The organism is Methylobacterium gregans (assembly GCF_022179245.1).
Classification (GTDB): Bacteria; Pseudomonadota; Alphaproteobacteria; order Rhizobiales; family Beijerinckiaceae; genus Methylobacterium; species Methylobacterium gregans.
In genome coordinates this window covers 1-12165 of sequence record NZ_BPQM01000089.1, presented here as the reverse complement: position 1 = coordinate 12165, position 12165 = coordinate 1, and the positions used below count along the sequence as shown (strand labels likewise).

10 protein-coding genes and 1 pseudogene are annotated in these 12165 nt (G+C 72.0%); 6 read left to right on the top strand and 5 right to left on the bottom strand.

Features of this window, described 5'->3' with window-relative positions:
* Nucleotides 1–3038, top strand: a pseudogene (locus MFF54_RS17545) (hypothetical protein); the annotation flags it as partial.
* Nucleotides 3039–3092: 54 nt separating this feature from the next.
* On the opposite strand, the gene MFF54_RS17540 reads toward MFF54_RS17545, so the two are convergent.
* The 3 genes from MFF54_RS17540 to MFF54_RS17530 all read right to left on the bottom strand — a co-directional run bounded on the left by MFF54_RS17540 (nucleotide 3093) and on the right by MFF54_RS17530 (nucleotide 6013).
* Nucleotides 3093–4061: a DMT family transporter gene (locus MFF54_RS17540; RefSeq protein ID WP_238304100.1), complete on the bottom strand. Its 969-nt coding sequence runs from the start codon at nucleotides 4059–4061 to the stop codon at nucleotides 3093–3095.
* A 94-nt stretch (nucleotides 4062–4155) separates the two neighbouring features.
* Nucleotides 4156–4617, bottom strand: a complete 462-nt coding sequence (locus MFF54_RS17535) for a DUF1489 family protein (RefSeq protein WP_238304099.1) — start codon at nucleotides 4615–4617, stop codon at nucleotides 4156–4158.
* Between the two features lie 97 nt (nucleotides 4618–4714).
* The gene (locus MFF54_RS17530) at nucleotides 4715–6013 is read right to left on the bottom strand and encodes a ribonuclease E domain-containing protein (protein ID WP_238304098.1); all 1299 of its coding nucleotides are present in this window, start codon (nucleotides 6011–6013) and stop codon (nucleotides 4715–4717) included.
* 133 nt (nucleotides 6014–6146) lie between these two features.
* Between MFF54_RS17530 and MFF54_RS17525 the strand changes: the two genes are divergently transcribed.
* The 5 genes from MFF54_RS17525 (at nucleotide 6147) to MFF54_RS17505 (ending at nucleotide 11271) form a co-directional block, all read left to right on the top strand.
* Nucleotides 6147–7352 carry an MFS transporter gene (locus MFF54_RS17525; protein ID WP_238304097.1) on the top strand — a complete coding sequence of 402 codons (1206 nt, stop codon included), beginning with the start codon at nucleotides 6147–6149 and terminating at the stop codon, nucleotides 7350–7352.
* Nucleotides 7353–7437: 85 nt separating this feature from the next.
* Entirely contained in the window at nucleotides 7438–8589 is a 1152-nt protein-coding gene (locus tag MFF54_RS17520) for an ABC transporter permease (RefSeq protein ID WP_238304103.1), read from the top strand.
* Between the two features lie 7 nt (nucleotides 8590–8596).
* On the top strand, nucleotides 8597–9385 hold the full coding sequence (locus MFF54_RS17515; RefSeq protein ID WP_238304096.1) for an ABC transporter ATP-binding protein: 789 nt from the start codon (nucleotides 8597–8599) through the stop codon (nucleotides 9383–9385).
* Between the two features lie 81 nt (nucleotides 9386–9466).
* On the top strand, nucleotides 9467–10549 hold the full coding sequence (locus tag MFF54_RS17510; RefSeq protein ID WP_238304095.1) for an MlaD family protein: 1083 nt from the start codon (nucleotides 9467–9469) through the stop codon (nucleotides 10547–10549).
* A gap of 134 nt (nucleotides 10550–10683) precedes the next feature.
* Nucleotides 10684–11271, top strand: coding sequence for an ABC-type transport auxiliary lipoprotein family protein (locus MFF54_RS17505; RefSeq protein WP_238304094.1), 588 nt, complete (start codon nucleotides 10684–10686; stop codon nucleotides 11269–11271).
* A gap of 20 nt (nucleotides 11272–11291) precedes the next feature.
* On the opposite strand, the gene MFF54_RS17500 is transcribed toward MFF54_RS17505, so the two are convergent.
* Entirely contained in the window at nucleotides 11292–11921 is a 630-nt protein-coding gene (locus tag MFF54_RS17500) for a helix-turn-helix domain-containing protein (RefSeq protein ID WP_238304102.1), read from the bottom strand.
* A 100-nt stretch (nucleotides 11922–12021) separates the two neighbouring features.
* Nucleotides 12022–12165, bottom strand: a 144-nt coding sequence (locus MFF54_RS17495) for a bifunctional hydroxymethylpyrimidine kinase/phosphomethylpyrimidine kinase (protein ID WP_238304101.1), incomplete at its 5' end; no start/stop codon positions are given.

Here is a 12165-nt window from a genome sequence, read left to right as displayed (position 1 = left end):
GCGACAGCCTCGACCGGCGTACCGAGCGCCTGCAAGGCTTGCTGGACGAGGCCCGTACGGCTCTCGACGCCACCGTGGAGCGGCAGGGCGAGCGCATCGCGGGTGCGGTCGATACCCGGGTCCAGACCCTTCGGGCTGTCCTCGAGGAGGCGCCGGTCGCCATCGCGGGCCTCATGGAGAGCCGCGAGCGCCAGATGGTGCAGAGCCTGGAGGCCCGCACCGACCGCCTGAGCGGCCTGTTCGATCAGGCGCACGCCGCCCTCGACGCGGCGGCGCAGAACCACGGCGACCGCCTCGCCACGGAGATCGAAGGCCGGATCGGCGCCCTGCGCAGCCTTCTGCAGGAGGCGCCCGCCGCCATCGCGGGCCTCGTCGAGGCGCAGGAGCGGCAGGCCGCCGCGAGCGTCGAGCAGCGCACCCGGAGCCTGCGCGCCCTGTTCGAGGAGGCTCATGCCGGTCTCAACGCGATCGTCGAGGGGCGCGGCCGCGCCCTCGCCGAGACGGTCGATGCCCGAGTCGACGCACTCCGCGCCCTCTTCGAGGAAGCGCGCGGCACCATCGAGGGACTGCTCGACGGGCGCGCCCTCAACCTCACCGACGCCGTCGAGGCCCGTGTGCAGGCGCTCACCGAGGCCTTCGACGCACGGCTCAACGACCTCGACACCCTGGTCGAGGGCCGCACCGAGGCGCTGGTCCGCCACGTGGACGAGCGCGGCACGGCGCTGACCGAGGCGGTCGATGCCCGCAGCGAGGCCTTCACCACCCGTATCGACAGCCTAATGAAGCTGTTCGCGACGCTGGTGGCAGCCCGCGGCGACGCCCTCGCCACGGCCTTCGACGAGCGCCACGACGCCTTCGCGAGCCTCGTGGACGAGCGCATGGCGAGCCTCGTCTCCGCGCTCGATGACCGCGCGCGGCGCCACGCGGACCTCGCCGAGGCGCACACGGCGGCGCTCGCCGCCGCACTGGACGAGCGCAACGCGGCGGTCGCCACGCTGATGGACGAGCGCGCGGGCCAGATGTCGATGGGCTTCGAGCGGCGCGCCGACGCGCTCGGCAAGCTGGTCGATGCCCGCGGCGAGGCGCTGTCCCGCCGCCTCGCGGAGAGCGCCGAGTCCCTGGTGCGCGCCATCGAGGAGAAGGGCGGCGCCCTCGTCACCAGCGTGGACGAGCGCGGCGGTGCCGTGGAAGCCGCGATGGAGCACCATGTCGAGCGCCTGCGCGCCACGATCGATGGGCCGGTGCTGCAGCTTGCAGACGCGCTGGGCGAGCGCGGTGCGGCTATCGAGCGGGCGCTCGCTGAGAGCGGTGCGCCGCTGATCGAGGCGCTCCAGGCCCGCACCGAGGCGCTGGCCGCGCAGTCGCAGGCATCGGCACGGCTCCTGCGCGAGGCGGTCGAGGACGGCGCTGGGCGGGCGATTGAGCAGCTCGGGCAGACCAACGAGCGCCTGCGGCGCGACCTCGGCGGGGTGCTGGTGCGCATCGACTCGGCCAACGAGGCCCTGCGCGACCTGCTGGGCAATGCGGGCGAGAATCTCGGTGCGATCGAGCAGGGTCTGGCTGGCCGCGTCGCCCAGATCCAGGAGGCGCTGTCGGAGATCGCCCGCCGGACGGGTCAGGCCAGCGACGGCGTCGCCGCCCAGGTCAGTGCCCTGCAGGCGGTGGCCGAGGGTGCCGTGCGCGAGGCCGCCGGCCTCGCCGAGGCGCTCGACGGTCGCGGTCGCGCCCTCGGTGAGATGACCCGCGGCCATGTCACGGCCCTCGACCGGTCGGCGGGCACGCTCGCCGCGATCGAGGAGCGTTTGGCCGCCGCCCTCACGGGCCGCGAGGGCGCCGTCGAGGCGGCGCTCGCCGGGATGGAGGAGCGCTCGGAGGTGCTCGAAGCCCGGACCCGCGCCTTCGCGGAGGGGATCGAGCGCAGCCTGGTGGCCGCCGAGGAGCGGGCCCGCACGGTCGGCCAGAGCCTCGCCCGCTCGGCGGAGGAAGCGGGCGCGGCCGTCACCGAGGCCTTTACGGGCCTCAGCACGGGTGCTGGCGCCGAGGGTGAGAAGACCGCGCAGGCGGTGCGCTCCGCGCTGGAGAGCGCGGCCCGCGACATCCGCACCGGCTTCGAGGCGGCGCAGGGACGCTTCGGCGAATCGCTCGCGGCGCTCCGTGATATGGCCGCTCAGATCCGCGGCGAGCTGGAGGCGACCCGGGCGGACCTCGCCAAGGGCGTGCTCGAGCTCCCGCAGGAGACCCAGGACGCGGCGGGCGAGATGCGCCGCGTGGTCTCCGACCAGATCAGGGCGCTGAGTGAGCTCTCGGCCCTTGTCGCCAAGTCGAACCGCGCGGTTGACGTCGCGCAGCCTAACGCACAGACGAGTCAGAAGCCGGCCGCCCCGGCCGCGGAGGCCGGTGCCCGCCCGCAGCCGGTGTCGCGCCCGACAGCCTCCCTCCCGGCACCGGCCGCCAAGCCCGCGCCGGCGGCAGCTGCGGCCCAGGCCGGCGCGCCGCGCCCGGGGGCCAGCCCGGCCGCGAACCCGGCGAGCGCTCGGCCCACGGCGGCGCCAGCGCCCCGTCCGGCCACGGCCCGACCCGCCGGTCGCCCGGCCGCTGGGGACAAGAGCGGCTGGCTCTCGGACCTGCTGACCCGCGCCTCGCTGGACGAGGACGAGCCGGCCGCCCGTGCGCCGGCGGCCGCCAGCGAGCCGAACCGGACGCTGGAGAGCATCTCAAACGACATCGCCCGGATGATCGAGCATCGCACGGCGGTCGACCTGTGGGAGCGCTATCGCCGTGGCGAGCCGAACCTGTTCGACCCGCGCATCTACACGGCGCAGGGGCGGCAGACCTTCGCGGAGGTCCAGCGCCGCTACCGCGGGGATGCGGAGTTCCGCCGTACGGTGGACCGCTACGTCGGCGAGTTCGAGCGCCTGCTCGGCGACGTGATGAAGAACGACCCGGACACTCGCCGGGCCGACGCCTACCTCACCTCGGAGACCGGCAAGGTCTACACCCTGCTGGCCCACGCGAGCGGGCGCTTCGAGGGGGCATAAGGCAACCCAACCATCGTCCCGGGCCGCGCGAGCGGATCCCGGGACGCGCGGGACTCAGATGTCCCGGCTCTGATAGATCTCGGGATCGGTGCGACCGAGTGGGCCGGGCATTCGGGCACGCCGCAACAGCCTGCCATCGACCAGGGCCAGCGCGCAGCCGATCACGGCCATGCCGAGATAGTGGCAGGTGGCGAGCCGCTCGCCCAGGACGATCGAGCCCAGCAGGATCGCCGAGATCGGGACCAGAAAGGTGACGAGCAGAAGGTTTGCCGCCCCGGCGGTCGCCAGAAGCCTGAAGTAGATCACGTAGGCGAGTGCGGTCGAGAGCGCGGCGGCGCCCAGAACCGCGCCCCAGACCGACAATCCGGGCATCGCCAATGTCCATGGCCTGTCAACCAGCAGCATGGCGGGCAGGAGCAGGAGCGTCGACGCGCTGACCTGCCCGGCGGCGGTGACGAGGGGTGATACCCCCATCCGGGCGAAGCGGCGGCCGTAGACGCCCGCGAGCGCGTAGGACAGCGCGGCTCCCAGCACCGCGAACTGGGCCGGCAATTCCGTGCCGACGCTGCCCATGGCCGCCGGTCCGACCATCACGGCCACACCCGCGAAGCCCACCAGAACCCCGGCGAGCCGGTTGGGGCTCATCCGCTCGTCGCCGGTCAGGCAATGGGCGACCACGACCGTGAAGAGGGGCGTCGCGGCGTTGAGGATTGCGGCCAGCCCCGAGGCGATATGCGTCTGCCCCCACACGATGAGGCAGAACGGTACCGCGTTGTTGAGAAGCCCCATGCCGAGGAAGGCGCGCAGGATCCCCCGTCCGTGGGGCAGCCGCGTTCCGCTTGCCCGGACCGCGAAGTTCAGGATCAGGGCGGCGAGCCCGACCCGCAGCACCACCGTCGTGAGAGGCGGCAGCGCCGTGAGCGCGACACCCGTGAAGAAGAACGACCCGCCCCAGAGAAGAGAGAGCGCGACGAGCAGCGCCCACTCGGCTGGGTGCATGGGGCGGTTTACGGTCTCTGGCATGGCACGCGGCTCCGATCCCGGTAGAGGAGGCGCGAGGTTAGGACCTGGGTCGGAGCCGGGCGTCCCGATTCTTGCGCCGCAATCGCGGCCGGTTTCAGAGCAATCCGAGACCGACGAGTTCGCGGCGCAGGGCTTCAGGCATCTCGGCGATGTCGCCCGCGGCCGCGGGGTCGAGGTCGGCCGGGGCGTCGGCCGCCGCGAGGTAGCGCCACCCCTGGAACGGGCGGCAGGGACGCGGGGCGACCGGCACCAGCGGCTCGCCGAGGACGAGGCGGCAGCGCGGCACCCCGTCCGCGCCGGTCACGGGCTCGATCGCCGTCACCGGCTGGCGACAGCACAGGGTGCCCTTGATAACCCAGTAGATCGAGCCGCGTCCAACGATCTCAGTGCGGCGCGACGGGACCATGCGGGTGACGTGGAACGGGGCAGCGTCCCGCCCCGACAGCGCGGCTTCCTGGCGGCGCCGGGCCTGCCAAGCGGCGAGATCGGCGATCGATGTCGTGCCGACGCTGAGCTTGAGCAGGTGGAGGACGGGCTGGACGGCGGGCTTGGTCACGGCTCGAAACGATCTGGGGCTCGGATCGGGCGCACCGCCCTGTCGCGAGCCCCATAGACCGATCCGCGCGCGGCGGCGACCGCGACGCGTCGTCCGCTCAGGAGAACAGCGCCAGCTTCTCCTCGATGCTGAGGAGGTCGATCTCGTCGAGGTGGGCCGGCTCGGCGCTGCCGGCTCTGTTCTCTCGCGCCGGGGCCGGCTCGTCCGCATCCTCGGCCGCTTCGAGTACCGGCGGAAGGATCATGGCCTCCGCGATCGCGTCGTCCGACTCGGCCGTGCCGAGGGCCGGCTCGTCCGTCTTGATCATCGGCTCTTCGAGCGTCGCGACCGGGACGTCGATGGCGACGCTCAGGGCGGCATCCGCCTCGACTTCGGCCGTCGCGAATTCGATGTCCTGCGGAGCGGCCTCGGCGGTCTCCTCCGCGACGGTCACGATCTGAACATCGATCTCCGCGGTCTCTTCCAGAACCTCGATGGTGTCGAGCCCGATCTCCGGTGCCGCGGCCACGGACTCCGCCTCGCTCCCGACTGCCGCGATCTCGGCCGTCGGCTCTAAGGCGCCGAACGCGATCTCTTCGGCCTCGGCCGCCGAGACCGCGTCCATGCCATCCAGATCGAACGCGTCGACGGCGGTCTCCACCTGCGGTTCGGCCGGAGTCTCGACGAAGACGAGGTCGTCGTCGAGGGCGGTGGCGCCCAGCAGCGGCGACACAGGGATGGCCGGCGCCTCCGCGTCAATGAAGCGGTCCACGTCGCTCTGGCAGAGGTCGGCAGCCGCCCCCGCCCGCTCGGGTGCCGGCGGGACGCGCTCGCCCTCCGCGTCCCAGATCGCAATCATCGAGGACAGCCGGTCCTCGAGATAGCGCAGGGTGTGGACGATGCGGCCGGTCCGCTGAGCCGTCAGATCCTGGAACGAGCAGGCGGTGTAGATCTGGGTGGCGTGCCGGTCGAGGCGATCGCAGAATTCCGGCTCGATCCCGCGCTCGCGTAGGAGCCAGGCCGCTTCCTGCACCTCCTCGGCCGCGCCGAGGATGTCGGAGGTTGCCCGCTCGGTGGTGCGCACGATCGCGTCGAGAGCCTCGGAGGCCGAGCCCAGCCGGCTCTGGTCCTGGCCGGGCGCGCTGATCGCGGCGATCTCGGCCTTCGTGCGGCTGATCGCGTTGGCCATGTCGAGGAGGTTGCCGCGCAGATGCGCGAGATCGTCCGGCGGGCGCTGCGCCGTCACCGCGCTCTCCAGCCGCGCGATCGCGTCCAGAAGGGTGCCCGTGTCCGGCCCGCGGTTGCGACGGGCGTGCTCGTCCAGAAACCAGCGGCCACGCTCGCTCTCGGCCATCGCCTGCGCGATGACTTCGTAGGCATCCGGCTCGTAGGGCGTCAGCGATTGGGATCCGGACATGAACGCGTCCTCGCACGGGGCCTCGGCGCGGCAGGACCGGCCGCAACGGACGCGGCGAATTTGACAGAGCTGGTTTAACGCGCGCTTACGAACCGGCGCCGCACCCGGCCTGCCCGAGCACTCTCGCGAAGTCTTGTTCCACGCCCCGCCCGCCCCCGCCCAGACCGGTGCCCCGCGCCTCGCCCTGCTCTACGCCGTGGTGTTCGTCGAGATCGGCATCGCCATGCCGTTCATGCCGGTCTGGCTCGACGCGCTCGGCCTCGATCCGACCGTGATCGGCCTGCTGCTCGCCCTGCCGATCGCGACCCGCATCGTCGCGACCGCGCCCCTGATGAGCCTGATCGACCGCGGCGTCGGCGCCCGCACGCTGCTGCTCGTCGGGAGCCTCGGCCTCGCACTGACCTACGGGCTGATGCCGGCCGCCGCCCCTCTCGGCTGGGGGCTTCTCGCCGCGCTGACGGTGCTGAACGCGATCGCGGGCGCGCCGCTGGTCCCGAGCATCGACTACCTGACGCTCGCCGCGGTGCGCGCCCGGCCACGGCTCGACTACGCCCGCATCCGCATGGCGGGCTCGGTGGCGTTCCTCGCCGCCAACCTCGCGGGCGGCGCGCTGCTCACCGGGCTCGGCGGTGAGGTCGCGGTGCCGCTGCTGCTCACCGGCCTGGCGCTGATCGCGAGCAGCGTCGCCTTCATCAGCCGCGACGTGGCCCCCGCGCCCGTACGCACCTTCGGGGACGACCGGCCGCGCCTGCCGCTCGACCTCTGGCTCTGCATCGGCGCGGCCGCCGCGATCCAGGCCAGCCACGCGGCGATCTACAGCTTCGGCAGCATCCACTGGACCGGGCACGGCCTGTCCACCGCGACCGTCGGCGGCCTCTGGGGCGTGGGCGTTCTCTCGGAGATCGTGCTGTTCGCCCTGATCGGGCGGCTGCCCGCGCGCTGGCGCACGCCGTTCCGGCTCCTCGCCATGGGTGGGGCCGCCGCGCTGGTAAGGGCGCTCGGGCTCTACGCCCTCGGAGACTGGCTGCCGGCGCTCGTCGCCCTCCAGGCGCTGCACGGCTTCACCTTCGGGGCGACCCAGCTCGGCGCGATGGCGGCGGTCTCCGGCTTCGCGCCCGAGGGCGCCCGCGGCCGCGCGCAGGGCACCTTGAGCGCGGTGAACGCCACCGTCTCGGCTTCGGCCACGATCCTGACCGGTTTCGCCTACCGGGCCGGCGGTCCCCTCGCCTTCGCCATGATGGCGCCGCTCGCGCTCGCCGGGCTCGCGCTGACGGCCGCCGCGGCGCGCCGGCATGTGCGCCAGGGCACGCGCCCCCAGGGAATGAACACCGAAGCGTAACCCTAATCTCGTCATAACCGGGGCGCAGGAAGGGCGGCGTCATGGACCCGAGAGCCCGTAGGGCAGCCAGCGGAGGCCGCGCGTGCTGAGCGTCGCACGGACCCGGATCATCGAGGACACCTCCGCTGCGCGCGTCCTCGACGGCGCGGAGGGCCGCCTCGCGCTCGGCGGCCGCTGGACCGCCGACCAGGGCGCCTCCGTCGAACGCGCGGCCCGGCGCATCGCCGAGGCCGCCGCGGACCGGGCGGTCGTGGTCGATCTCGCCCCTATTGAGCGGCTCGACACCCTCGGCGCCTGGGTGCTGGAGCGGACCCGGGCCGAGATCGAGGCTGCGGGCGGACGCCTGAGCTACGCCGGCGCGACGGCGGAGTACCGCATCCTGCTCGGCGAGATGTCCCTGCGTGAGCCGGATGTCCCGCCGGCCAAGCCGGTCGGCCGGATCTACGGCGCTCTCGACGGGCTCGGCCGGCGCGTGGTCGGCGGCGGCCAGGACATGGTCACCGGCATCGCCTTCCTGGGCGAGGTGGTCGCGGCTTGCGGACGCGTCGCGGCGCGGCCCCGGACCTTCCGCACCAGCGCCTTCGTCAACCAGATCGAGCAGGTGGGCTTACGCGGCGCGCCCATCATCGTGCTGATCTCCTTCCTCGTCGGCGGCATCGTCGCGCAGCAGGGCATCTTCCAGCTGCAGCGCTTCGGCGCGCAGACCTTCGTGGTCAACCTGATCGGCCTGCTGATCCTGCGCGAGCTCGGCGTGCTGCTCACCTCGATCATGGTGGCGGGCCGCTCCGGCTCCGCCTTCACGGCCGAGATCGGCTCGATGCGGATGCGCGAGGAGGTCGATGCGCTGCGCGTCATGGGCCTCGATCCGGTCGAGGTGCTGATCGTGCCGCGCATCCTGGCGCTCGTCGTCGGTCTGCCGATGCTGACGCTGATCGGTGCCCTCTCGGCGCTCCTCGGCGGCGGTCTCACCGCGATGCTCTACGGCGGGCTGACGGTTGACCAGTTCCTCGCCCGTCTCCAGGCGGCGGTCGGCCTGCACCACGTCTTCGTCGGGCTGATCAAGGCGCCCTTCATGGCGCTCGTCATCGGCATCATCGCGACGATCGAGGGTTTCGCCGTGGAAGGCTCGGCGGAGTCGCTCGGCCGCCACGTCACCGCCTCGGTCGTGAAGTCGATCTTCATGGTGATCGTCCTCGACGGTCTCTTCGCGGTCTTCTTCGCGGCCATCGATTTCTGAGGCGAGCGTGCAGGAAACTCAGCCCGACCCGATCATCAGCGTGCGCGACCTCGTCGTGGGGTTTCGCGACCGGACGATCCTGAAGGGTCTCAACCTCGACATCCGCCGGGGCGAGATCATGGGCTTCGTCGGGCCCTCGGGCCAGGGCAAGTCGGTCCTCACCCGCACCATCCTGGGCCTCATCCCGAAGCGCTCCGGCACGATCCGGGTCTTCGGGCAGGACATGGACGGGATGAGCCTTGGCGAGCGCCGCCGCGTCGAGCAGCGCTGGGGCGTGCTGTTCCAGCACGGCGCGCTGTTCTCGGCGCTCACCGTCAAGCAGAACATCCAGGTGCCGATGCGCGAGCACCTGAACCTGTCCGAGCGCCTGCTCGACGAGTTCGCCCGGCTCAAGATCGAGATGGTCGGCCTGAAGCCCGAGGCCGCCGACAAGTACCCGTCGGAGCTGTCGGGCGGCATGATCAAGCGCGCGGCGCTCGCCCGCTCGCTGGCGCTCGACCCCGAGATCCTGTTCCTGGACGAGCCGACTTCGGGCCTCGACCCGATCGGCGCGGGCGAGTTCGACGACCTCGTCGCGACGCTCAAGCGGACACTCGGTCTCACCGTCTTCATGGTGACGCACGACCTCGACAGCCTCTACACCGCCTGCGACCGCATCGCGGCGCTCGGCGACGGCCAGATCATCGCGGCGGGCCCGATCGACCACATGTTGGCCCACGAGCATCCCTGGCTGCGCTCCTACTTCCACGGGAAGCGCGCTCGCGCGATCGTCACGGGGGGTGACATCCATGTTTGATCCCGTGCCTGATCCGGTCAAAGCCACGCTTCGTGCGGCCCCGCACCGCGCCGCTCCGCACCTTCGGATGAAAGGCTGAGCATGGAGACGCGCGCGAACTACGCCCTGATCGGGGCCTTCACCCTCGCGGTGATCCTCGCCGGCTTCGGCTTCGTGTTCTGGCTGTCGGGCGGATCGTCCCGTCAGATCGCCCAGGGCGTGCGGATCGTGTTCTCGGGCAGCGTCGGCGGCCTGTCGCGCGGCTCCAGCGTGACCTTCAACGGCATCAAGGTCGGCGAGGTCACGGAGGTGAGCCTGCTGCCGCAGGATCCGCGCCGCGTGATCGCCCAAATCAAGGTCGAGCCGGCGACGCCGCTCCGGGCGGACACCCGCGCCCGCCTCGATTCGGCGATGCTGACCGGCGTCTCGGTGATCGCGCTGTCCGGCGGCAACGCCGACGCGCCCGCCCTGAAGCCCGGCCAGAACGGTGAGCCGCCGACGATCTTCGCCGATTCCTCCGACATCCAGGACATGATGGCGGCCGCCAAGCAGATCGCCCAGCGCGCCGACGACGTGCTCCAGCGCCTCGACAAGGTCGTGGCCGGCAACGAGGGCGCGATCAACCGCACGCTCGCCAATGTCGAGGCGTTCTCGAAGACGCTCGCCGACGCGGGCCCCTCCATCGCCGGCCTCGTCAAGGCAGTCGACGGCGAGCGCCTGAACCATGTCATCCAGAACGCGGACCGCTTCTCGGGCGCGCTCGCCAACGCGAGCCCGGACATCGAGGCGGGCCTGCACGACGCCCGGGCCTTGGCGGCCAAGCTCAGCGCCTCGGCCGACCGCATCGACGGCGTGCTGAAGGGCGCCGAGGGCTTCCTCGGCTCGGCCTCGGGCCAGCAGGGCTCCTCGACCTTCACGGAGGTGCGCGAGGCGGCGATCTCCGTGCGCGACGCGGGCCGGGCCTTCCGGACGCTCTCGGAGAACCTCGACAAGCGCACCGCCAACATCGCGACGAGCTTCAACCGGCTCTCCGGCTCGGGTCGGCGCGAGGTCGAAGCGCTCTCGACGGATGGCCAGCGCACGCTCGGTGCGCTCAATCGCACGGTGAAGAGCCTGGAGCGCGACCCCTCGCAGGTCATCTTCGGCGGCAAGCCGTCGTTGCCGGAATACAACGGTGGCCGTTAGAGCAGGATCCGTGTGGTCCGAAGTGCCGGCGCGCACGGCACCGGCCGCAGGGCCGGTCCGTTATACGGCACAGCTTGTAATTGCCACGAAACCCGCTTGCGGGTGATCGTCGGTCTCCCCGTCAGGTATTCCGGATGTCGCAGAACTTCCCGGCCCTCGCGCTCGCCGCTGCCCTCGTCGCGCCGCTTCTCGGCGGCTGCGGCGGTGGCGGTGCGCCGCTGACCTTCGACCTCGCCGCCCTGCCCCCGTCGGGCCGGCCGGCCATGGCGGGGCGCGCGATCGTGGTGGCGGAGCCCGTCGGCATCCAGCCGTTCGAGTCGGACCGCATCATCGTGCGCGAGCCCGGCGGATCGCTCTCCTTCCTGGGCGGCGGCCAGTGGGCCGACCGGCTGCCGCGCCTGATCCAGACCCGGTTGATCCAGAGCCTGGAAAATTCCGGCCGTCTGCGCTCGGTGAGCCGGCCGAGCGACAAGGTGTCGTCGGATTACCAGCTGATCAGCGAGATCCGCGCCTTCGACGTCGCGGCGGGCAACGGGGAGGCGGTCGTCGATCTCTCGGCCAAGCTGATCGCGGAGGGCACCGGCCGGGTCACCGCGGCCCGGGTCTTCACGGCGCGCGTGCCGATCAAGGCGGTGAGTGCCGGCAACGGGGCGGCGGCGCTCGACGCGGCCCTGGGGACCGTGTTGGCCGACCTGGTGCGCTGGGTGAATACCGGACGCTGAGCCCCGAGGGCCTCAGCCCCCTACTCCATCACCGCGGCCTTCATGATCACCACCATCGTGGCGCGGCCCGGCAACTCGCCGACGCAGCGCACGATGTGCGGCCGGTCGCAGCGGTAGCGCAGGGTCTCACCGGCCCGCGCGGTCTGGACGACGCCCGCGACCTCGACCTCGAACACGCCCTCGCGGACCGAGAGCGACTCGACGGAGCCGCGCTGGTGCGGATCGGAATCGAGCACGCCGCCGGGATCCGCCGAGACGTCGTACCATTGCAGCCACTCGATCGTCTTGACCCAGCCGATGATGGCGAGCCGCACCCGCCCGTCCTCCGAGACGAGGATCGGGGTGTCCGCGCGCGAGGCCTTCTCGATGAAGGGCTCCTCGTCGTTGGTGGCGAGAACCCGCTCGATCGAGACGTCGAGGGCTTGGCTCAGGCGCCAGATCGTCGCGAGCGTCGGGTTGGTCTCGTTGCGCTCGATCTGGCTGATGATCGACTTGGCCACGCCCGACTGCTCGGCAAGTTCCGAGAGTGAGAGATTGTAGGCCTTTCGCAGCCGCTGGATCGTCTTGCCGAGCTGCCCCGACAGGACCTGCGCGCCGGTGAGCAGGTCCCGGGCGCGACCGCGTTCGATCCGTTCCGCCTGATCCTGCATCACCGTCGACTGCCTGAATTCGTTCCGTTCTTCGAACGAACGTACGATAGTCCAAACGTGCCCTCGGCGTCCAGGCAAGGGGTCGTCGCGATCGTCCCGATCACTGCCACTGCGCGAAGAAGTGGTGGACCGGTCCGTGCCCGCGGCCGATGGCCAGCCGATTGGCGGCCGCGATCGCGCCGCTCACGTATGTCTTCGCTGCCTCGACCGCGTCCGGCAGGTCGAGACCGCGCGCGAGGCCCGC

Bases quoted from the DNA above. Each gene is read 5' to 3' on its own strand.
- MFF54_RS17540 (WP_238304100.1), bottom strand. From the start codon at position 4,061: ATGCCAGAGACCGTAAACCGCCCCATGCACCCAGCCGAGTGGGCGCTG.
- MFF54_RS17530 (WP_238304098.1), bottom strand. From the start codon at position 6,013: ATGTCCGGATCCCAATCGCTGACGCCCTACGAGCCGGATGCCTACGAA.
- MFF54_RS17510 (WP_238304095.1), top strand. From the start codon at position 9,467: ATGGAGACGCGCGCGAACTACGCCCTGATCGGGGCCTTCACCCTCGCG.
- MFF54_RS17505 (WP_238304094.1), top strand. From the start codon at position 10,684: ATGTCGCAGAACTTCCCGGCCCTCGCGCTCGCCGCTGCCCTCGTCGCG.
- MFF54_RS17500 (WP_238304102.1), bottom strand. From the start codon at position 11,921: ATGCAGGATCAGGCGGAACGGATCGAACGCGGTCGCGCCCGGGACCTG.